14 protein-coding genes and 1 pseudogene are annotated in these 21,278 nt (G+C 62.0%); 12 read left to right on the top strand and 3 right to left on the bottom strand.

Features of this window, described 5'->3' with window-relative positions; translation table 11 throughout:
* Nucleotides 1–1,737, bottom strand: coding sequence for an arginine--tRNA ligase (gene argS, locus NL123_RS28490; RefSeq protein ID WP_248485774.1), 1,737 nt, complete (start codon nucleotides 1,735–1,737; stop codon nucleotides 1–3).
* A 110-nt stretch (nucleotides 1,738–1,847) separates the two neighbouring features.
* Nucleotides 1,848–4,067, bottom strand: a complete 2,220-nt coding sequence (locus NL123_RS28485; RefSeq protein WP_248485775.1) for a primosomal protein N' — start codon at nucleotides 4,065–4,067, stop codon at nucleotides 1,848–1,850.
* A 215-nt stretch (nucleotides 4,068–4,282) separates the two neighbouring features.
* Here NL123_RS28485 and rpmE point away from each other — a divergent pair, with 215 nt between their 5' ends.
* From rpmE to NL123_RS28470, 3 genes are all read left to right on the top strand, one after another.
* Nucleotides 4,283–4,516 (top strand): 50S ribosomal protein L31, encoded by a 234-nt coding sequence (rpmE, locus tag NL123_RS28480; RefSeq protein ID WP_005784030.1) that lies wholly within the window; start codon nucleotides 4,283–4,285, stop codon nucleotides 4,514–4,516.
* 14 nt (nucleotides 4,517–4,530) lie between these two features.
* On the top strand, nucleotides 4,531–5,337 hold the full coding sequence (locus tag NL123_RS28475; RefSeq protein WP_248485776.1) for a thermonuclease family protein: 807 nt from the start codon (nucleotides 4,531–4,533) through the stop codon (nucleotides 5,335–5,337).
* Nucleotides 5,338–5,518: 181 nt separating this feature from the next.
* Entirely contained in the window at nucleotides 5,519–6,787 is a 1,269-nt protein-coding gene (locus tag NL123_RS28470) for a malic enzyme-like NAD(P)-binding protein (RefSeq protein WP_058423669.1), read from the top strand.
* A gap of 111 nt (nucleotides 6,788–6,898) precedes the next feature.
* Here NL123_RS28470 and NL123_RS28465 read toward each other — a convergent pair whose 3' ends face one another.
* Nucleotides 6,899–9,358 (bottom strand): penicillin-binding protein 1A, encoded by a 2,460-nt coding sequence (locus NL123_RS28465; protein WP_371858609.1) that lies wholly within the window; start codon nucleotides 9,356–9,358, stop codon nucleotides 6,899–6,901.
* A 51-nt stretch (nucleotides 9,359–9,409) separates the two neighbouring features.
* On the opposite strand from NL123_RS28465, the gene NL123_RS28460 reads away from it, so the two are divergent.
* From NL123_RS28460 to gltB, 9 genes and pseudogenes are all read left to right on the top strand, one after another.
* Nucleotides 9,410–9,556 (top strand): hypothetical protein, encoded by a 147-nt coding sequence (locus NL123_RS28460; RefSeq protein WP_494356803.1) that lies wholly within the window; start codon nucleotides 9,410–9,412, stop codon nucleotides 9,554–9,556.
* A gap of 23 nt (nucleotides 9,557–9,579) precedes the next feature.
* Complete coding sequence (gene pilM / locus NL123_RS28455) at nucleotides 9,580–10,233, top strand: type IV pilus biogenesis protein PilM (protein ID WP_248485777.1); 654 nt, start codon at nucleotides 9,580–9,582, stop codon at nucleotides 10,231–10,233.
* Nucleotides 10,230–10,784, top strand: coding sequence for a PilN domain-containing protein (locus tag NL123_RS28450; protein ID WP_494356802.1), 555 nt, complete (start codon nucleotides 10,230–10,232; stop codon nucleotides 10,782–10,784). Before pilM ends, NL123_RS28450 begins: the two co-directional genes overlap by 4 nt.
* Nucleotides 10,781–11,746: a pilus assembly protein PilP gene (locus tag NL123_RS28445; RefSeq protein ID WP_494356801.1), complete on the top strand. Its 966-nt coding sequence runs from the start codon at nucleotides 10,781–10,783 to the stop codon at nucleotides 11,744–11,746. Before NL123_RS28450 ends, NL123_RS28445 begins: the two co-directional genes overlap by 4 nt.
* Before the next feature lie 139 nt (nucleotides 11,747–11,885).
* A pseudogene (locus NL123_RS28440) lies at nucleotides 11,886–13,142 on the top strand (type IV pilus secretin PilQ); the annotation flags it as partial.
* Nucleotides 13,143–13,146: 4 nt separating this feature from the next.
* Nucleotides 13,147–13,665, top strand: a complete 519-nt coding sequence (aroK, locus tag NL123_RS28435; RefSeq protein WP_003171222.1) for a shikimate kinase AroK — start codon at nucleotides 13,147–13,149, stop codon at nucleotides 13,663–13,665.
* 125 nt (nucleotides 13,666–13,790) lie between these two features.
* Entirely contained in the window at nucleotides 13,791–14,891 is a 1,101-nt protein-coding gene (aroB, locus tag NL123_RS28430; protein WP_494356800.1) for a 3-dehydroquinate synthase, read from the top strand.
* 10 nt (nucleotides 14,892–14,901) lie between these two features.
* A complete protein-coding gene (locus NL123_RS28425; protein ID WP_058423662.1) occupies nucleotides 14,902–16,461 on the top strand; it encodes an SPOR domain-containing protein in 1,560 nt (519 codons plus the stop codon).
* A 350-nt stretch (nucleotides 16,462–16,811) separates the two neighbouring features.
* Nucleotides 16,812–21,257, top strand: a complete 4,446-nt coding sequence (gene gltB / locus NL123_RS28420) for a glutamate synthase large subunit (RefSeq protein ID WP_494356799.1) — start codon at nucleotides 16,812–16,814, stop codon at nucleotides 21,255–21,257.
* Nucleotides 21,258–21,278 lie beyond the last annotated feature (21 nt).

Here is a 21,278-nt window from a genome sequence, read left to right as displayed (position 1 = left end):
TTACATACGCTCCAGTGTTTCCAGACCCAACAGTTCCAGGCCTTGCTTGAGGGTCCGTCCGGCCAGGGCGGCGAGGCGCAGGCGGCTTTGCTTCTGGGCTTCGTCGTCGGCGGTCAGGATCGGGCAGTTCTCATAGAAGCTGGAGAACAGGCCGGCGACTTCATACAGGTAGGTGCACAGGATGTGCGGCGTACCTTTCTCACCGACGCTGTTCAGCACTTCGCCGAATTGCGCCAGCTTGGCAGCCAGTTCCTGCTCGTGCGGGGCGTCCAGCACGATGTGCCCTTCAACTTCGCTGAAGTCCTTGCCCAGCTTGCGGAACACGCCGGCCACACGGGTATAGGCGTACAGCAGGTACGGTGCGGTGTTGCCTTCGAAATTGAGCATCAGCTCGAAGTTGAAGCTGTAGTCGCTGGTGCGGTGCTTGGACAGGTCGGCATATTTCACCGCGCCAATACCCACCACGCGGGCGATGTTGCGCAGGTCGGCCTCGGCCAACTCCGGGTTCTTTTCCTTCACCAGGTTGTAGGCACGTTCCTGGGCTTCGGTCAGCAGGTCGATCAGCTTCACGGTGCCGCCGTCACGGGTCTTGAACGGACGGCCATCGGCGCCGTTCATGGTGCCGAAGCCCATGTGCTCCATGTGCATCGGGTGGGTGACAAAACCTGCTCGACGCGCCACTTCGAAGACTTGTTGGAAGTGCAGGGCCTGGCGCTGGTCGACGAAATACAGCGCACGGTCCGCCTTGAGCACGCCACTGCGGTAGCGCACGGCCGCGAGGTCGGTGGTGGCATACAGGTAGCCGCCATCGGCCTTGACGATGATCACCGGCAGCGGCTCGCCATCGGCGGTCTTGAACTCTTCGAGGAACACGCACTGCGCGCCGTTGCTTTCCACCAGCAGGCCTTTGGCCTTGAGGTCGTTGACCACGTTGATCAGGTCGTCGTTGTAGGCGCTTTCGCCCATCACGTCGGCCATGGTCAGCTTGACGTTGAGCAGCTCGTAGATTTCCTGGCAGTGCGACAGCGAGATCTCACGGAAGCGGTTCCACAGCGCCAGGCATTCCTGATCGCCGGCTTGCAGCTTGACCACCAGGCCACGGGCGCGGTCGGCGAACTCTTCGGATTCGTCGAAGCGCTTCTTGGCGGCGCGGTAGAAGTTTTCCAGGTCCGACAGCTCGTTGCTGGTGATCGGGTTCTCTTGCAGGTAAGCCATCAGCATGCCGAACTGGGTGCCCCAGTCGCCCACGTGGTTCTGGCGGACCACGGTGTCGCCGAGGAACTCTAGCACCCGTGCCACGCCGTCGCCGATGATGGTGGAGCGCAGGTGGCCCACGTGCATCTCTTTGGCCAGGTTCGGTGCCGACAGGTCGATGACCACGCGCTGCAGTGGGCCGGCCTTGCGCACGCCGATCCTGGCGTCGGCCAGGGCTGCATCCAGGCGCGAAGCAAGGGCCTGGGTATTCTGGAAGAAGTTGATAAAACCGGGGCCGGCGATTTCGGCCTTGGTGACGCTTTCGTCGGCAGGCAGCGCGGCGATGATTTTTTCCGCCAGGTCGCGCGGTTTCATGCCGGCCGGCTTGGACAGCATCATCGCAATGTTGCTGGCGAAGTCACCGTGGGTCTTGTCGCGGGTGTTTTCCACCTGGATCGCCGGCGACAGGCCTTCAGGCAACACACCTTCGTTGACGAGTTGGGTGAGGGCTTGTTGGATCAGCTGGCGAATGGTGTCTTTCATGGTGTTCTCTTTCGACCGCAAGCGGCGGCGCGCGATGCGCAGGTGGAAAAACTGGGCATTATCCGTGGCGAGGGCGGGCTTGCCAACCTTCGCGGGACCTGTGGCCAGGGTTAATACAAATCTACCGGGTCTACGTCCAACGACCATCGCACTTGCCGGCCGCTGGGCATTTGCTCCAGGGCAAGCAACCAGCTACTTAATAGGCGGTGCAGCGGCGCACGGGAGGTTGCCTGCAAAAGTAGCTGAGCGCGATAGCGCCCGGCACGGCGCTCCATGGGTGCAGGCACCGGGCCGAGCAGTTCGATGCCGCTCAGACCCAGTTCGCCCAGCAAACGTTCGGCGGCGCTGCACGCTTCATCCAGGAAGCTCTCGGCCTGCCCTGGTTTGTGCGCCTCGGCGCGCAGTAATGCAAGGTGGGAAAACGGCGGCAGGCCGGCGGCGCGACGTTCGCTCAGGGCCTGTTCGGCGAAGGCGAAGTAGCCTTGCTCGGTCAGTTGGATCAGCAGCGGATGGTCGGCCAGGTGCGTCTGGATAATCACCCGGCCAGGCTCCTCGGCACGGCCCGCACGGCCCGCGACCTGTACGATCAACTGCGCCATGCGCTCGCTGGCGCGGAAATCCCCGGAGAATAGCCCGCCGTCCGCATCGAGGATCGACACCAGGGTCACCCGTGGAAAGTGATGTCCCTTGGCAAGCATCTGCGTGCCGATGAGGATGCACGGCTGGCCTTTCTGGATGGTGGCGAACAGCTGGTTCATCGCGTCTTTGCGCGACGTGCTGTCGCGGTCCACCCGCAGCACGGGGTAATCCGGGAACAGGATGCCCAGGCGCTCTTCGGCGCGCTCGGTGCCTGCGCCTACCGGTCGCAGGTCGACTTTGCCGCACTGCGGGCAATGGCGTGGCACCCGCTCCACATGGCCGCAGTGGTGGCAGCGCAGTTCGCCGTGGCGCTGGTGCACAGTCATGCGTGCGTCGCAGCGTTCGCACTCGGACATCCAGCCGCAGTCATGGCACAGCAGGGTCGGCGCAAAACCCCGGCGATTGAGGAACACCAGCACCTGTTGACCGGCGGCGAGGGTCTGGCCGATGGCTTGTTGCATCGGCCCGGAAATGCCGCTGTCCAGCGGGCGGCTTTTGACGTCCAGGCGCAGGAAACGTGGTTGCTTGGCACCGCCCGCCCGCTCGTTGAGGCGTAGGAGGCCGTAACGACCGGTGTAGGCGTTGTGCAGGCTTTCCAGGGACGGCGTGGCCGAGCCCAGCACAATCGGGATGTCTTCCTGGCGCGCGCGCACCAGCGCCAGGTCGCGGGCGTGGTAGCGCAGGCCTTCCTGCTGTTTATAAGAGCCGTCGTGTTCCTCGTCGATGATGATCAGCCCGGGGTTTTTCATCGGGGTGAACAGCGCCGAACGGGTGCCGATAATAATGTCGGCCTCGCCGTCCCGCGCCGCCAGCCATGACTCCAGGCGCTCGCGGTCGTTGACCGCCGAGTGCACCAGGGCGATGCGCGCATTGAAACGCTGCTCGAAGCGCGCCAGGGTCTGCGGGCCGAGGTTGATCTCGGGGATCAGCACCAGCGCCTGTTTGCCGGCTTGCAGGGTCTCGCGGATCAACTGCAAATAGACTTCGGTCTTGCCGCTGCCCGTGACGCCGGCCAGCAGGAACGCGTGGAAGCTGTCGAAGCCTGCGCGAATCGCCTCGTAGGCGGCGCGTTGCTCGGGGTTCAGCGGCAATTCCGGCTGGGCCAGCCAGTGTTCGTGGCGGGCGTCGGGGGCGTGCTTGCGAATTTCCACCTGCACCAGGCCTTTGGCGAGCAGCAGGTCGAGGCTGTCTTTGCTCAGCATCAGCTTGCTCAGCAGCTGATGCGCCACGCCATGGGGATGCTGCGCCAGCGTGGCCAGGGCCTCGCGCTGGCGCGGCGCGCGGGCGATACGCGGGTCGTCGAGGCGCGCGCCGGGCACCATCGACCAGAAGCGTTCCTGGCGCGCTTCGGCCAGTTCGCCCTGGCGCAGCAGCACCGGCAACGCCCAGCTCAAGGTGTCGCCCAGGCTGTGCTGGTAATACTGGGCGGTCCACAGGCACAGCTTGAACAGCGCGGGCGGCAGTGGTGGGGTGGCGTCGAGGATGGCCAGCGCGGGCTTGAGCTTCTCGGCCGGTACTTCGCTGTGATCGGTGACTTCAACCAGAATGCCGATCATCTCTCGGCGCCCGAACGGCACGCGCACACGCATGCCCGGTTGCAACTGCGCCCGCAGTACGCCGGCCGGCGCCCGGTAATCGAACAGGCGGCGCAGGGGCGAGGGCAGGGCTAGGCGCAGAATGGCGTCGGGCACGCGGGGAGTCTCATATAAAGGCAGGCGGTGGCGCAGGGGCGGGAGCCTAGCAGACAGGGGAGGGCTTGGGTATGCCACGGTTTTCTGATGAAAGGAGGTTTTCAGCCGGATGTGCGGCTTGCGCGATTGAAAAGGTCTGGTAGAATCCGCGGCCTAATTACGTGCGGTATTCGACAATAGTGTCGAGTGGCGGCACGCTAGCCCGAGGAAGTGCCATGAAAGCCGATATCCATCCAGCGTACGAAACCATCGAAGTCACCTGCAGCTGCGGCAACAAGTTCGAAACCCGTTCGAACCTGTGCAAGCCACTGGGTACTGACGTATGCAACGAGTGCCACCCGTTCTACACCGGTAAGCAGAAAACTCTGGACACCGGCGGCCGTGTACAGCGCTTCGCAGATCGCTTTGGTGCTTTCGGCAAGAAGCCTGCTGCTACTCCAGCAGAGTAAGGCTCAAAAGCCTTATGGGCTTTTGCCAGCTGTTGAAAAAGGCGTCCCTTGTGGGCGCCTTTTTTGTGCCTGGGATTTGGCCTTCAGTCGCACAGGCCGACGTGTTTTGCCCCGCACCGGCCGCCCTGGCCCGGGTGGATGTGCAGCGTGTGGTGGATGGCGACACCGTGCGCCTGAAGGATGGCCGCAGTCTGCGGATGATCGGCCTCAATGCGCCTGAAACCGGCAAGAAAGGCCGCTCCGACGAGCCCTATGCCGTTGCGGCCCGCCAGCGTTTGCAGGCGTTGGTTGAGGCCAGTGGCGGCCGGGTTGGCTTGGTATTGGGGCGCGAGAGCAAAGACCGTTACGGCCGTACCTTGGCCCACCTTTACGGCGCTGATGGCGAGAACCTTGAGGCGCAACTGCTGGCCGAGGGGCTGGGGTTCCAAGTGGGCGTCGCGCCCAACGTCGATCTGGTCACCTGTCAGCAGGCTGCTGAAAACAGCGCCCGTCAGGCGCGATTGGGCCTGTGGCGCAAATCACCCGTGCTAAGCGTGGCACAACTCAAGCAGTCCGGCTTCGCCTTGGTCAGCGGCCGAGTGAGCAAGATCGAACGCAATCGCGGCGGAATCTGGATCGAATTGCAGGGCTCACTGGTATTACGCATTGCACCCGAACTCACTCGCCACTTCGACTCCGCATTGCTCAGTGGTCTGCAAGGCAGGACAATCGAAGCCCGTGGCTGGGTGCAGGATCGATCCAAACGGGGTGGCCGGAAAAACGGTCAGGCACGTTGGTTGCTGCCACTGACCGACCTCAGCATGCTCAAATCGACTGATTAATAAAAAATTGTAGACATTTTTTTATTCGATTGTGAACAGTTAAGCCCTTGTATCCCGTGGCCTTAGACCAAAGTACGGCGCTTTGGGGCCTTGACACCTGTGACTACCCAGTCTTGTAGGGACTTTGCGACACGCGTATCCTCGGCGGTCCGTCGACCAACAGTAAAAGCGGAATGCCGATATGTCTGATTTGAAAACTGCCGCTCTCGAATATCATGCCCATCCTCGTCCAGGAAAGCTGAGTGTAGAGCTCACCAAGGCCACTGCCACCGCCCGCGACCTGTCGCTGGCCTACAGCCCTGGTGTTGCCGAGCCCGTACGTGAAATCGCCCGCGACCCCGAACTGGCGTACAAGTACACCGGCAAAGGCAACCTGGTTGCAGTGATTTCCGATGGCACCGCGATTCTCGGCCTGGGTAACCTCGGCCCATTGGCTTCCAAGCCAGTCATGGAGGGTAAAGGCGTGCTGTTCAAGCGCTTTGCCGGCATCGACGTTTTCGACATCGAAGTCGACTCCGAAAGCCCGCAGGCGTTCATCGACACGGTCAAGCGCATTTCCATCACTTTCGGTGGCATCAACCTGGAAGACATCAAGGCACCTGAGTGCTTCGAGATCGAAAAGGCCCTGATCGAACAGTGCGACATTCCGGTATTCCACGATGACCAGCACGGCACCGCGATCGTTACCGCTGCCGGCATGATCAACGCCCTGGAAATCGCTGGCAAGACCCTGGCTGACGCGCAGATCGTCTGCCTGGGCGCCGGCGCTGCGGCCATCTCCTGCATGAAGTTGCTGGTGAGCATGGGCGCCAAGCTGGAAAACATCTTCATGGTCGACAGCAAGGGCGTGGTCCAGTCCGAGCGTACCGACCTGAACCAGTACAAGGCGATGTTTGCCCACGCCACCGACAAGCGCACCCTGGCTGACGCCCTCGACGGTGCAGACGTGTTCGTCGGCCTCTCGGGCCCGAACCTGCTGAGCGCCGAAGGCCTCAAGTCCATGGCGGCCAACCCGATCGTGTTCGCCTGCTCCAACCCGGACCCAGAGATCTCGCCGGAACTGGCGCACGCCACCCGCAACGACGTGATCATGGCTACCGGCCGTTCGGACTACCCGAACCAGGTCAACAACGTACTGGGCTTCCCGTTCATCTTCCGTGGCGCCCTGGACGTTCGCGCCAAGCGCATCAACGAAGAGATGAAAGTAGCCGCCGCCAATGCCCTGCGTGAACTGGCCAAGCTGCCGGTGCCTCAGGACGTGTGCGACGCCTACGGTGGCGCCAAGCTGGAATTCGGTCGTGAGTACATCATCCCGAAACCAATGGACAAGCGCCTGATCACCCTGATCTCCGATGCCGTGGCCAAGGCCGCCATCGAGACCGGCGTGGCCACCCTGCCGTATCCGAAGCACTACCCGCTGCAAAGCGTGGATGATGTGTTCAACGGCTAAGCCGTTGTAGCGCACCAACAAAAAGCCCCGGTTCTTGCGAGTCGGGGCTTTTTGCTGTGTGGTGTTCGCCGATGGCCTTTGTAGTGAGCGGGCAAGCCCGCTCACTACAGGTCAGAACAGATCGATCGGCGCCGCTTCATCTGCCGGCAGCGGGCTACCCGGTGCAACGCCATTGCCCAGCTCGTTGACCGACGGCGGCGTGTCTTCGCTCTTGAACAGTTCGAAGTACGCGTTCGGCGTGCTTGGCGACGCTGCACGGCCGCTGATCGGGTCGATGCGCAGGCTGAGGATGCCTTCCGGCTCCGGCTGGGTGTGCGGCGGCTTGTCCTTCAAGGCTGCGCCCATGTAGCTCATCCAGATCGGCAGCGCAACGGTGCCACCGAACTCGCGGCGGCCCAGGCTTTCCGGCTGGTCATAGCCGGTCCACACGGTGGTCACGTAGTCGGCGTTGTAGCCGGAGAACCAGGCATCCTTGGATTCGTTGGTGGTACCGGTCTTGCCGGCGATGTCCGGCCGGTTCAGCGCCAGAGCGCGGCGGCCGGTACCCTTCTTGATCACATCTTCCAGGATGCTGTTGAGAATATAAGTGGTACGGCCGTCGACAATACGCTCGGCAACTGCCGGCGCCTGTGGCTCCGCCGGGGTACCGTTGGCGGCTGGCGTGGTGCCTGGGGTCGGCTCGATGGTGATACCGCCATTGCTCGGCGCTGCCAGCCCATCGGTGGCGGCCACGCCGTTGACCACGTCGCCTGGCACGCGTGGCGGGTTGGCGGTGAACAGGGTGTCGCCGTTGCGGCTTTCGATCTTGTCGATCAGGTACGGCGTGATCTTGTACCCGCCGTTGGCAAAGGTGCTCCAGCCGGTGGCGATTTCCATCGGTGTGAGGGTCGCAGTGCCCAGGGCCAGGGAGAGGTTGGGCGGCAGGTCTGACTTGGCGAAACCGAAGCGCGTCATGTAATCGATGGTCTTGCCCACGCCCATTGCCTGCAGCAAGCGGATCGACACCAGGTTACGCGACTTGTACAGCGCTTCGCGGATGCGGATCGGGCCAAGGAAGGTGTTGGTGTCGTTCTTCGGGCGCCAGACCTTGTCCAGGTACTCGTCGACAAACACGATCGGCGCATCGTTGACCAGGCTGGCGGCGGTGTAGCCGTTGTCCAGCGCGGCACTGTAGATGAACGGCTTGAAGCTAGAGCCCGGTTGGCGCTTGGCTTGGGTGGCGCGGTTGTAGTTGCTCTGCTCGAACGCGAAACCACCGACCAGGGCGCGGATTGCGCCGTTCTGTGGGTCCAGCGACACCAGTGCGCCCTGGGCCAACGGCACCTGGCTGAACTTGAGGCTGTCGTCCTTCTGACGTTGCACGCGGATTAAGTCACCTACCTGCGCTACGTCCGACGGCTGCTTGGGCATCGGGCCCATGCTGTTGGTGTTCAGGAACGGGCGCGCCCATTTCATGCTGTCCCACGCCACATGGGCTTCGCCGGTGCGGGTCAGGACCTGTACGCCATCTTTCTTGACCTGGGTGACGATGGCCGGCTCCAGGCCGCTGATCGCACGTTGTTTGCCCAGTTCGGTGGTCCAGGCACTCAGGGTCTTGCCCGGCAGGCGTGATTCGGGGCCGCGGTAGCCGTGACGCTGGTCGTAGGTGATCAGGCCGGAATGCACCGAATTATTGGCGATGTCCTGCAAGTCGCTCGGCACGGTGGTAGTCACGCGGAAACCTTCGGTATACGCCTCGCTGCCATAGCGGCCGACCATCTCGGCGCGGGCCATTTCGGCGATGTAAGGGGCGTTCACTTCCGGGGTTGGTACGTGGTAGCTGGCGTTCAACGGCTCGGCGATGGCGCTTTCGTAAGCGGCCTGGTCGATCTTGCCCAGCTTGTACATGCGTCCCAGGATCCAGTCGCGGCGCTCTTTGCTGCGCGCCGGGTTGGCCAGCGGGTTGAAGCGTGATGGCGCCTTGGGCAGGCCGGCGATCATGGCCATCTGCGCCAGGCTGGCATCACGGATGGACTTGCCATAGTAGACCTGCGAGGCCGCCTCGATCCCGTAGGCGCGGTTGCCCAGGTAGATCTTGTTCACGTACAGCTCAAGGATCTCATCCTTGGTCAACTGGCGTTCGATCTGCAACGCCAGGAGGATCTCGGTGGCCTTGCGCGAAAAGCTGCGCTCGCTGGTGAGGAAGAAGTTCTTCGCCACCTGCATGGTGATGGTGCTGCCGCCGGATTGAATGTGTCCGCTTTTTACCAATTGTGTGGCCGCACGCACCAGGCTGCTGGGGTCGACACCATAGTGGTTGGCAAAATTATCGTCTTCGGCCGAGAGCAGGGCGCTGATGAAATTGGGTGGAATATCGGCAAAACGGATCGGTGTGCGGCGCATTTCGCCGAACTCCGCGATCAGTTTTTCATCGCTGCTGTAGACCCGTAAAGGAATCTGCAACTGGATACTTCTGAGGGCCTCTACGGAGGGCAAACCCGGACTAAGGTAGAGGTAGGCCCCGCTGAGCACGAGCAGCAGCCCGCAAACGATGGCGACAATGGAGTACCCGAAAAACTTCAGCAGACGAATCAAGGCTTTTGGATTTCCAGAGAAAAGAATGGGTTAGGCGTCGGGGCTGGCATGGCAAACGATGGATCGACCCGAGCTGCAGATAAAAAGCGGCAAAAAACGCTGGGCATTAAAGCATTTTTCGACTTGGGGCGTCATTCGCACCTGCTCAACAAGTCGACCGAATGCATGACGCCCGGCGGCAATCAGGCGGTATGACAGGCAAAGCTTTAGGGAGTTTTATGGGAAAAGGATTTTTCACGGGAAAACTCGACACCTTGCTGGGCGTCGACATCAATGACACGGCAATTCGGCTGGTGGAGCTGGGCCGTTCAACCTCTGGTTACAACATTCGCGGCTACGTCACCCAGGCATTGCCGATACGCTCGGTGGTCGACGGCACATTCCTGGATCTCGAAGGCGTGGGACGCACCTTGCGCAGTGCATTGTCACGGTTGGCGACGTCGGTCCGTGGCGCTGCCGCTGCGGTGTCCGGGCCTTCGGTGATCACGCGCATGATCGAGATGGAGGCGGGGCTGACTGACGATGAGATGGCCTGGATGATCCAGATGGAGGCAGACCAGTACATTCCTTATCCATTGGATGACGTGGCCATCGACTTTCAAGTGCGTGGGCCTACCGCCCTGGACCCAGGTCGTGTCGAGGTGCTGCTGGCGGCGTGCCTGAAGGAACATGTCGAGGCACGGGAGGCGGTTCTGGCGCTGGCCGGGCTGGTGCCGAGGGTGATCGATGTCGAAGCGTTTGCATTGGCGCGCGCTTGCAGTCAGGATTTCGCCAGCTTCACGCCGAGCCATCGAGTCGATGGTGCACAATGGGCCGTGGACGCCCAGGGGATGGGAATTGCTTGCGGGTTGGCCCTGAGGAGTTTCGCTTGAAGACACGAATCAACCTTTTGCCTTGGCGCCAGGCGCTGGCGGAGCGGCGACGCAAGTACCTGCTGGCGTGTTTGCTGGCGTTCGCCTGCGCGGCGCTTGCGGCTGTGTGGCTGGCGGACCAGGTGATCGACCAGGCCATTGACCGGCAAGTGACCCGTAATGACCATCTGGGCAAGCAAATCACCGGCCTCGATTCGCGCATCAGGACCATCGACGACCTGCAGGAGCAAAGCCAGCAGTTGGCACAGCGCATGAAGGTTGTGCAGGACCTGCACGACTCCCGCTCGTCCGGCGCGCAATTGTTGGATCAGTTGGCGCGCGCAGTACCCGATGGTGTGCATCTGCATGAAGTGGTGGCGAAGGGCGATACGGTGAGTATCAGCGGCAGTGCCGAATCCAGCCAGGATATCGCCCAACTGATGCGTCGCCTGGAGGCCGCACAAGGCGCCCATTCCACGCGGTTGCAACAGGTGCGCACCGAAGGTGCGCGCGGCAACAATGAATTCCAGTTGATGGTGCGACAGGGCGAGCCCGCCGAGGCGCAACCTTGAGCCCGTTGAGGCTCAATCTTTCTGCACTCACTCACAACGCTGCAAAATGGCCCCTACCTGGCAAGGCCCTGTTGGGCTGTGCGCTGGCGAGCCTGATATTTGTGGTGGGTGACCTTGTGTGCCTGAGCCCGTCGCGGCAACGGTTGCATCAGGTTGAGGTGCGGGAAGTAGCCCTGCAACAGCAAGTCGCTGAAAAGACGGCCCTGGCTGCCACCCTTGAGGCGCGCGTGCAGCAGTTCCAATTAATGCAGGCGAAAGCGGATGAGCTTTTCCGGGCGTTGCCGGGGAAATCCGAAATGCCCGGCTTGCTCGAAGACATCGCGCACTTGGCAGTGGCCAATGGTCTGGTGGTCGAGAGTGTCACGCCATCGGACGAACAGTCTCAGCCGTACTATCACGAGCAGCCGGTACAGGTCGGCGTGGCAGGGGCTTACCACGACCTGGCGACGTTCCTGAGTAGCCTGGGTGGTCTGGCGCGAATCGCGACGGTGCACGATGTTGTCCTGCGACGTGATGGCAATCTGCTGCGCCTTGATGTGCTGGTCAAGACCTATTGGCAGCCGGGCGGCGGGGGAGGTGGTCAGGCCCGCCAGGGGCAACTCTTTGTCTACGAGGCTTCCGGGCTGCGCGACCCTTTTCAACGGCTTGCCGTTCAGGTCGATCACCTGCCTGGGCGGCCCGCGCGTGCGCCAGACCTCGCCCGGCCACGCGCAGCCCTGGAAAGCCTTGCGTTGGACCAGTTCGAAATGGTCGGCACGCTGTCCCGCGGGTCGCAGGTCTTCGCCTTGCTGCGTGCGGCCTCCACGGTGCATCGCCTGGCGGTCGGTGACTACCTGGGGCCGGACCATGGCCGGGTCACGGCCATCGATGAGCGTTACATAGAGCTGGTCGAGCTGTTTCCCGATGGTCAGGGGGCATGGCTGGAGCGCCCGCGAACCCTGGTGTTAAACGTCAACTCATAACGGAATCGAATCAATGAAAAGGATTTTCTCGTCCTTCGGTGTAGCGCTATGGATAGCGTTCACGGCGCCGATGGCTATTGCTGTGCCCAATCGTGTAGACCTGATCCAGTTGCCACCGCCTGGCAATGCCACGTCGGGCGCCTACACCGGCGATAAGCTGAACCTTAACTTCCAGAGCATCGAGTTGCGCACCGCGCTGCAACAGATTGCCGATGTAGCGGGCCTCAATCTGGTAGCCAGCGACGATGTGCAGGGCTCGATTACCCTGCGCCTCAAGGATGTGCCCTGGGATCAGGCGTTGGACCTGGTGCTGCAAGCCAAGGGCCTGGATAAGCGGGTAAAGGCCGGTGTATTGCTGGTCGCGCCGGCCGAGGAGTTGGCGGCGCGTGAGCTGCTGACCCTGGAATCGCGCAAGCAAATGGCTGAACTGGCGCCGTTGCGTCGGGAGCTGTTGCAGGTCAATTACGCCAAGGCGGCGGACCTGGCCAAGTTGTTTCAGTCAGTCACGGGCCTTGAGGGCGTCACCGACGAGCGTGGCTCGGTGGCGGTGGATGATCGCACCAACAACATCATCGCCTATCAGACTGGCGAGCGGCTGGAGGAGCTGCGCAGGATCGTGGCGCAGTTGGATGTGCCGGTGCGCCAGGTGATGATCGAGGCGCGGATTGTCGAGGCCAATGTCGATTACGACAAAAGCCTGGGCGCTCGCTGGGGTGGGCGGCTCACTCGCGGCAACTGGGGCGCCGGCGGTATTCCGAAGCCTCTGGCGGATGGCGCGGAGCCTGCGGAAAACCCACCCAGTTCACCTTTTGTGGACTTGGGGTCACTCACCGGCTCATCGGGCCTGGGCATCGCCTTTATCACCGACAACCTGCTGCTGGACCTGGAGCTCACCGCCATGGAGAAAACCGGCAACGGCGAAATCGTCTCGCAACCCAAGGTGGTCACTTCCGACAAGGAAACCGCACGCATCCTCAAGGGCACCGAGATTCCCTACCAGGAATCCAGCTCCAGCGGCGCGACCTCGGTGTCGTTCAAGGAAGCCTCGCTGTCGCTGGAGGTCACCCCGCAAATCACCCCTGACGACCGCGTGATCATGGAGGTGAAAGTCACCAAGGATGAGCCCGACTACCTGAACAAACTCAACGATGTGCCGCCGATCAAGAAAAACGAGGTTAACGCCAAGGTGCTGGTCAAGGATGGCGAGACCATCGTCATTGGCGGGGTTTTCTCCACTACCCAAAGCAAAGTGGTAGATAAAGTGCCATTTTTGGGCGATGTGCCGTATCTTGGCCGCCTTTTCCGGCGCGATGTGCTGGCGGAGAAAAAATCCGAGCTGCTGGTATTCCTGACTCCGCGTATTATGAATAACCAGGCGATTGCTGTGAGTCGTTGATTCTGTGCGAAATTTGATTCTTGTAGGACCGATGGGGGCTGGAAAAAGCACCATCGGCCGTTTGCTGGCCAAAGAGCTGCGCCTGCCGTTCAAAGATTCCGACAAGGAAATTGAATTGCGCACGGGCGCCAATATCCCATGGATCTTCGATAAGGAAGGCGAACTGGGCTTTCGTGACCGCGAGCAGGCGATGATCGCCGAGCTGTGCGGCTGCGATGGCGTGGTATTGGCGACAGGTGGTGGCGCGGTGATGCGTGACGAGAACCGCCGCGCGCTGCATGCCGGTGGTCGGGTGGTCTACCTGCATGCGTCGGTCGAGCAGCAAGTGGGCCGCACCGCCCGTGATCGCAATCGCCCGTTGCTGCGTACGGCCAACCCGGAGAAAACCCTGCGGGATCTGCTGGCGCTGCGAGATCCGCTGTATCGGGAAATTGCCGATCTGGTGGTAGAAACCGATGAGCGGCCACCCCGGATGGTGGTCCTCGACATTCTTGAGCGCCTGCAACGGCTGCCACCCCGTTAAAGCCAGGCCCGAAATGCGCTATTCTCGGCGGCGCGCCAACACCTCCCAAGGTGTGGCGTAGAGCCATCAGGCGACGTCAGCGTTTGACGTTGCCGGTCGTCAATACATCTTCAACGCGGGGACACATGCAGACACTTAAGGTCGATCTAGGCGAGCGCAGCTACCCGATCCATATTGGCGAAGGTCTGCTGGACCAGCCCGAGTTGCTCGCACCGCATATTGCCGGGCGGCAAGTGGCGATCATCTCCAATGAAACGGTCGCGCCGCTGTATCTTGAGCGTCTGAGCCGCAGCCTCGCGGCGTACTCCGTTATTTCTGTGATCCTGCCCGACGGCGAGGCCCACAAGAACTGGGAAACCCTGCAACTGATCTTTGATGGCCTGCTGACTGCACGCCATGACCGCCGCACCACCGTGATCGCCCTGGGCGGCGGTGTGATCGGCGACATGGCCGGCTTTGCAGCGGCCTGCTACCAGCGTGGCGTGGACTTTATCCAGGTGCCAACCACCCTGCTGTCCCAGGTCGATTCGTCGGTGGGCGGCAAGACCGGCATCAACCACCCGCTGGGCAAGAACATGGTTGGCGCGTTCTACCAGCCGCAAGCCGTGCTGATCGACACCGCGACCCTCAACACCTTGCCGCCGCGTGAGCTGTCGGCGGGCCTGGCGGAAGTCATCAAGTACGGGCTGATCTGCGACGAACCGTTCCTGACCTGGCTGGAAGAACATGTCGACGCGTTGCGCAACCTGGACCAGGCGGCACTCACCGAAGCTATTTCCCGCTCCTGCGCCGCCAAGGCGCTGGTGGTGAATGCCGACGAACGGGAGTCCGGCGTACGGGCCACGTTGAACCTTGGGCACACCTTCGGCCATGCGATCGAAACCCACATGGGCTATGGTGTGTGGTTGCATGGAGAGGCCGTTGCGGCTGGCACAGTGATGGCATTGGAGATGTCGCAGCGCCTGGGCTGGATCAGCGCCCAGGAGCGTGACCGTGGCATCCACCTGTTCCAGCGCGCCGGTTTGCCGGTGATTCCGCCTGAGGAAATGACCGAGGCGGATTTCCTCGAACATATGGCAATAGACAAGAAAGTGATCGACGGTCGACTGCGACTGGTGCTGCTGCGCCACATGGGCGAAGCGGTGGTGACCGACGATTATCCGAAAGAGATTTTACAGGCCACGCTGGGAGCGGATTACCGCGCCCTGGCCCAGCTTAAAGGTTAATAAGATCCCGATGACTAGTTTGCATGCCGACGAGGCGTTCCTCGGCCATTACCAGTTAAGCCACGACCCTTTTGCTCCACGGGTGCCTGGTTTCAAATTTTTCCCGGCCCAGCGCAAGCCAGTGCTCGGTCAACTGCACCATCTCGCGCGCTACAGCCAGTTGCTGCTAGTCGTGACCGGCCCGCTGGGCAGCGGCAAGACCCTGCTGCGCCAGGCCCTGGTGGCCAGCACCAACAAGCAGTCGGTCCAGAGCGTGGTGGTGTCGGCCCGTGGTGCCGGTGATGCGGCAGGTGTCCTGCGCCAGGTCGCCCAGGCACTGGACGTGGCCACTGCCGAGCCTAACGCGATCCTCAAGCAGGTGGTGCAGCTGGGCCTGACCGGCCAGGAAGTCTACCTGCTGGTGGATGATGCCGAGCAGCTCGACGAATCCGCCCTCGAAGCGCTGCTGGCGCTGGCGGCGGGCACGCCGGAAGGCCGTCCGCATGTATTCCTGTTCGGTGAGTCGTCGCTGATCGCCGACCTGGAGCAGATCAGCGGTGATCAGGAGCTGTTCCACGTCATCGAACTGCAGCCGTACGAAGAGGAGGAAACCCGCGAATACCTGGCTCAACGCCTGGAAGGTGCAGGGGCGGGTATCGAACTTTTCTCCGCTCAACAGATCTCTGATATTCACGAAAGCTCCGACGGCTGGCCTGGCACCATCAACCAGGTTGCCCGCGATGCCATGATCGAAGCCATGATTGCCAGCCGCACCGCGGTCAAGCGTCCAAAGATGGGGTTCACTATGCCTAAGAAACACGTATTGGCTATTTCCGCCGTTGTTGTGGTCGCTGTTGCCGCCGCCTGGTTGATTCCGGGTCGCAGCAAGGCGCCGACCACCGCCGGTGCGCCAACCGAGCAGGCGCAATTGCCACTGGGCAAACCCACGCCAAATGTTGAGTTCGCCAATTCCGGCCAGCCGACCAACCTGCCGATGGTCGGCCAGCCTGTCATGCGTGGCCCGCTCGCCGAAGAAGCCGGTGGCATTTCCGAAGGCGACGACGGCGTGCCGGTGGAAGGTTCCAGCGCCACACCGCCGACCGTCACGACCACAGCACCACCTGCTGGCGTGCCAGCCGGTCAGCCAGCGGCAAAACCAACGCCGGCACCGACTGTTGCAACCGCCAAGCCAGCGCCCGTGACCAAGCCGGTCGCGCCTGCGCCAGCCGCCAAGCCAGCGCCAGCCCCGGCCGCCAAGCCCGCTGAAAAACCAGCTGCCACCGTTGCCAAGGCCGGTGCTGCGGGTAGCGGTTGGTACGGCAGCCAGCCTTCCGGTAACTTCGTGGTGCAGATCCTCGGCACCAGCTCTGAAGCCAACGCCCAGGCGTTCGTGAAAGAGCAGGGCGGCGAGTACCGTTATTTCAAGAAAGTGCTCAACGGCAAGCCTCTCTACGTGATCACCTATGGCAGTTTTTCCAGCCGTGCAGCGGCTGATTCTGCCATCAAGGCCTTGCCAGCGAAGGTTCAGGCTGGTAAACCTTGGCCTCGCACTGTTGCCAGCGTTCAACAAGAACTCGCAACAACTCGCTGAAGATCAGGCGGCCTTACCCAGGCCGCCCTCCCGGCACCTCAAAAAAACTACAACAGCGTGCAGCCCTGAAGGCCGCGCGCTTTGTGGTGTCTGCGTCACAGTGGCTTTTGAGTCGTAGCGGTCAGAATTAAAAAAGTTTTGACTAGCACAGCATATCGCTTTAAACCTTTCATAAATGCGACATAGATTTGCGACATTTCGTCGCTAAATTTGTGAGCGTCTGTGTCGGTGTGTACAATGACCTCCCTTTTGCCCCCGCTAAGCCGGCGTACGTTCGGCGTGGAAGGTAACCGGTTGAATTGAAAAGAAATTTGCCTCGAAATAAGAGGCAGCCTGGTGAGAAAGTGTCTATGAAAGCAGGTCTGTACCAACCCGATGAATTCAAGGATAACTGCGGTTTCGGCCTGATAGCCCATATGCAGGGCGAGCCCAGTCATACCCTTCTGCAAACGGCCATCGAGGCCCTGACCTGCATGACCCACCGCGGTGGGATCAACGCCGACGGCAAGACCGGTGACGGTTGCGGCTTGCTGATTCAAAAGCCCGACCTGTTCCTGCGCGCTGTCGCAAAAGAGCAATTTGCGGTCGACCTGCCCAAGCAGTACGCGGTGGGCATGGTGTTTTTCAACCAGGACCCGGTCAAAGCCGAAGCTGCTCGCGAGAACATGAACCGCGAGATCCTGGCCGCCGGCCTGCAACTCGTCGGCTGGCGCAAAGTGCCGATCGACACCAGCGTACTCGGCCGCCTGGCCCTGGAACGCCTGCCGCAGATCGAGCAAGTGTTTATCGCAGGCGATGGCCTGAGCGACCAGGACATGGCGATCAAGCTGTTCACGTCGCGTCGTCGCTCGTCCGTGGCCAACGCCGCCGACACCGACCACTACATCTGCAGCTTTTCCCACAAGACCATCATTTATAAAGGCCTGATGATGCCGGCGGACCTCACCGCCTTCTATCCGGACCTGAGCGATGAGCGCCTGCAAACCGCAATCTGCGTGTTCCACCAGCGCTTCTCCACCAACACCCTGCCGAAATGGCCGCTGGCCCAGCCATTCCGCTTCCTCGCCCACAACGGCGAGATCAACACCATCACCGGTAACCGCAACTGGGCCGTGGCCCGTCGCACCAAGTTCGCCAACGACCTGATGGACCTGGAAGAGCTCGGCCCGCTGGTCAACCGCGTGGGTTCCGACTCCTCCAGCATGGACAACATGCTCGAACTGATGGTCACCGGCGGCATCGACCTGTTCCGTGGCGTGCGCATGATCATTCCGCCAGCGTGGCAGAACGTTGAGACCATGGACCCGGACCTGCGTGCATTCTACGAGTACAACTCGATGCACATGGAGCCGTGGGACGGCCCGGCCGGTGTCGTGATGACCGACGGCCGCTACGCGGTCTGCCTGCTCGACCGTAACGGTCTGCGCCCGGCGCGTTGGGTCACCACCACCAACGGTTTCATCACCCTCGCGTCGGAAATCGGCGTGTGGGACTACAAACCCGAAGACGTCATCGCCAAAGGCCGCGTGGGCCCAGGCCAGATCCTCGCCGTGGACACCGAAACCGGGCAGATCCTCGACACCGACGCCATCGACAACCGCTTGAAATCCCGTCATCCGTACAAGCAATGGCTGCGCAAGAACGCCCTGCGCATCCAGGCGACCATGGAAGACAACGACCACGGTTCGGCGTTCTACGACGTCGACCAGCTCAAGCAATACATGAAGATGTACCAGGTCACGTTCGAGGAGCGCGACCAGGTGCTGCGTCCGCTTGGCGAACAAGGCTACGAGGCAGTCGGCTCCATGGGCGACGACACGCCGATGGCCGTGCTGTCCCAGCGCGTGCGCACGCCGTACGACTATTTCCGCCAGCAGTTCGCCCAGGTGACCAATCCACCGATCGACCCGCTGCGCGAAGCCATCGTGATGTCCCTGGAAGTCTGCCTCGGTGCCGAGCGCAATATCTTCCAGGAATCGCCTGAGCACGCCTCTCGTGTGATCCTCAGCTCGCCGGTCGTGTCTCCGGCCAAGTGGCGCTCGTTGATGACCCTGGAGCGTCCAGGCTTCGACCGCCAGATCATCGACCTGAACTACGACGAAAGCCTCGGCCTTGAAGCCGCGGTGCGCAACGTCGCCGACCAGGCCGAAGAAGCCGTGCGCGCCGGTCGTACCCAGATCGTCCTGACCGACCGCCACATCGCGCCGGGCAAGCTGCCGATCCACGCCTCGCTGGCGACTGGCGCGGTGCACCACCGCCTGACCGAAAAAGGCCTGCGTTGCGACTCCAACATCCTTGTCGAAACTGCCACGGCCCGCGACCCGCACCACTTTGCGGTGTTGATCGGCTTCGGCGCCTCGGCGGTGTACCCGTTCCTTGCGTACGAAGTGCTGGGTGACCTGATCCGTACCGGTGAAGTGCTGGGCGACCTCTATGAGGTGTTCAAGAACTACCGTAAGGGCATCACCAAGGGCCTGCTGAAGATCCTGTCGAAGATGGGCATCTCCACCGTTACGTCCTATCGCGGTGCGCAACTGTTTGAAGCCATCGGCCTGTCCGAAGAAGTCTGCGACCTGAGCTTCCGGGGTGTGCCAAGCCGCATCAAGGGCGCGCGTTTCGTCGACATCGAAGCCGAGCAAAAAGCCTTGGCAGCCGAAGCCTGGAGTGCGCGCAAGCCGATCCAGCAAGGCGGCCTGCTCAAGTTCGTGCACGGTGGCGAATATCACGCGTACAACCCGGACGTGGTCAACACTCTGCAAGCCGCCGTGCAGCAGGGCGACTACGCCAAGTTCAAGGAATACACCTCGCTGGTGGATAACCGCCCGGTGTCGATGATCCGCGACCTGTTCAAGGTGAAGACCCTGGACACGCCGATGGACATCAGCGAAGTCGAGCCCCTGGAGTCGATCCTCAAGCGCTTCGACTCCGCCGGTATTTCCCTGGGCGCGTTGTCGCCTGAGGCGCACGAAGCGCTGGCCGAAGCCATGAACCGCCTGGGTGCGCGTTCCAACTCCGGCGAAGGCGGTGAAGACCCGGCGCGTTACGGCACCATCAAGAGCTCGAAAATCAAGCAGGTTGCTACCGGCCGTTTCGGCGTGACCCCGGAATACCTGGTCAACGCCGAAGTGCTGCAGATCAAGGTGGCCCAGGGCGCCAAGCCCGGTGAGGGCGGCCAACTGCCAGGCGGCAAGGTCAACGGTTTGATCGCCAAGCTGCGTTATGCAGTGCCGGGCGTGACCCTGATCTCGCCGCCGCCGCACCACGACATCTACTCGATCGAAGACTTGTCGCAGTTGATTTTCGACCTGAAACAAGTCAACCCGCAGGCCCTGGTCTCGGTGAAACTGGTGGCAGAAGCCGGCGTGGGCACCATCGCCGCTGGCGTGGCCAAGGCCTATGCCGACCTGATCACCATCTCCGGCTACGACGGCGGCACCGGCGCTTCGCCGCTGACCTCCATCAAGTACGCCGGTGCGCCGTGGGAACTCGGCCTGGCCGAAACCCACCAGACCCTGCGCGGCAACGACCTGCGCGGCAAAGTGCGGGTGCAGACCGACGGCGGACTGAAAACCGGCCTCGACGTGATCAAGGCCGCGATCCTCGGCGCCGAAAGCTTCGGCTTCGGTACTGCGCCGATGATCGCCCTGGGCTGCAAATACCTGCGCATCTGTCACCTGAACAACTGCGCCACCGGCGTCGCCACGCAGAACGAGAAGCTGCGCAAGGATCACTACATCGGCACCGTCGACATGGTGGTGAACTTCTTCACCTACGTCGCCGAAGAGACCCGTGAGTGGCTGGCCAAGCTGGGCGTGCGTTCGCTGGAAGAGTTGATCGGCCGTACCGATCTGCTGGAAATCCTCGAAGGCCAGACGGCCAAGCAGAACCACCTGGACCTGACGCCGCTGTTGGGCAGCGATCACATCCCGGCCGACAAACCACAGTTCTGCGGCGTGGACCGCAACCCGCCGTTCGACAAAGGCCTGTTGGCCGAGAAGATGGTCGAAATGGCCGGCTCCTCGATCAACGACGCCAGCGGTGGCGAATTCGCCCTGGATATCTGCAACTGCGACCGTTCCATTGGTGCACGCATCTCCGGCGAAATCGCGCGCAAGCACGGCAACCAGGGCATGGCCAAAGCGCCGATCACCTTCCGCTTCAAGGGCACCGCGGGCCAGAGCTTCGGCGTGTGGAACGCCGGCGGCCTGCACATGTACCTCGAAGGCGACGCCAACGACTACGTGGGCAAGGGCATGACCGGCGGCAAGCTGGTGATCGTTCCGCCTAAAGGCAGCGTGTACAAGACCCAGGACAGTGCCATCATCGGCAACACCTGCTTGTACGGTGCCACCGGTGGCAAGCTGTTCGCTGCCGGTACCGCCGGTGAGCGTTTCGCCGTGCGTAACTCCGGCGCCCACACCGTGGTGGAAGGTACCGGCGATCACTGCTGCGAGTACATGACCGGGGGCTTTGTCGCGGTACTGGGCAAGACCGGTTACAACTTCGGTTCGGGCATGACCGGCGGTTTCGCCTACGTGCTCGACCAGGACAACACCTTCGTCGACAAGGTCAACCACGAGTTGGTCGAGATCCAGCGGATCAGCGGCGAAGCCATGGAGTCCTACCGGAACCACTTGCAGCACGTGCTGGACGAGTACGTCGAGGAGACCGGCAGCGAATGGGGTCGTAACCTCGCCGAAAACCTCGATGATTACCTGCGTCGTTTCTGGCTGGTCAAGCCCAAGGCTGCCAACCTGAAATCGTTGCTTTCCAGCATCCGTGCCAACCCGCAGTGATATGCGCCTGAAGAGTTTGAT

The organism is Pseudomonas sp. FBCC-B1565 (assembly GCF_059133265.1).
This window is presented reverse-complemented; position numbering and strand designations above follow the sequence as displayed.

Bases quoted from the DNA above. Each gene is read 5' to 3' on its own strand.
- pilM (WP_248485777.1), top strand. From the start codon at position 9,580: ATGGGAAAAGGATTTTTCACGGGAAAACTCGACACCTTGCTGGGCGTC.
- gltB (WP_494356799.1), top strand. From the start codon at position 16,812: ATGAAAGCAGGTCTGTACCAACCCGATGAATTCAAGGATAACTGCGGT.
- NL123_RS28425 (WP_058423662.1), top strand. From the start codon at position 14,902: ATGACTAGTTTGCATGCCGACGAGGCGTTCCTCGGCCATTACCAGTTA.
- rpmE (WP_005784030.1), top strand. From the start codon at position 4,283: ATGAAAGCCGATATCCATCCAGCGTACGAAACCATCGAAGTCACCTGC.
- aroB (WP_494356800.1), top strand. From the start codon at position 13,791: ATGCAGACACTTAAGGTCGATCTAGGCGAGCGCAGCTACCCGATCCAT.
- NL123_RS28475 (WP_248485776.1), top strand. From the start codon at position 4,531: ATGGGCTTTTGCCAGCTGTTGAAAAAGGCGTCCCTTGTGGGCGCCTTT.
- NL123_RS28470 (WP_058423669.1), top strand. From the start codon at position 5,519: ATGTCTGATTTGAAAACTGCCGCTCTCGAATATCATGCCCATCCTCGT.
- NL123_RS28460 (WP_494356803.1), top strand. From the start codon at position 9,410: ATGGCAAACGATGGATCGACCCGAGCTGCAGATAAAAAGCGGCAAAAA.
- argS (WP_248485774.1), bottom strand. From the start codon at position 1,737: ATGAAAGACACCATTCGCCAGCTGATCCAACAAGCCCTCACCCAACTC.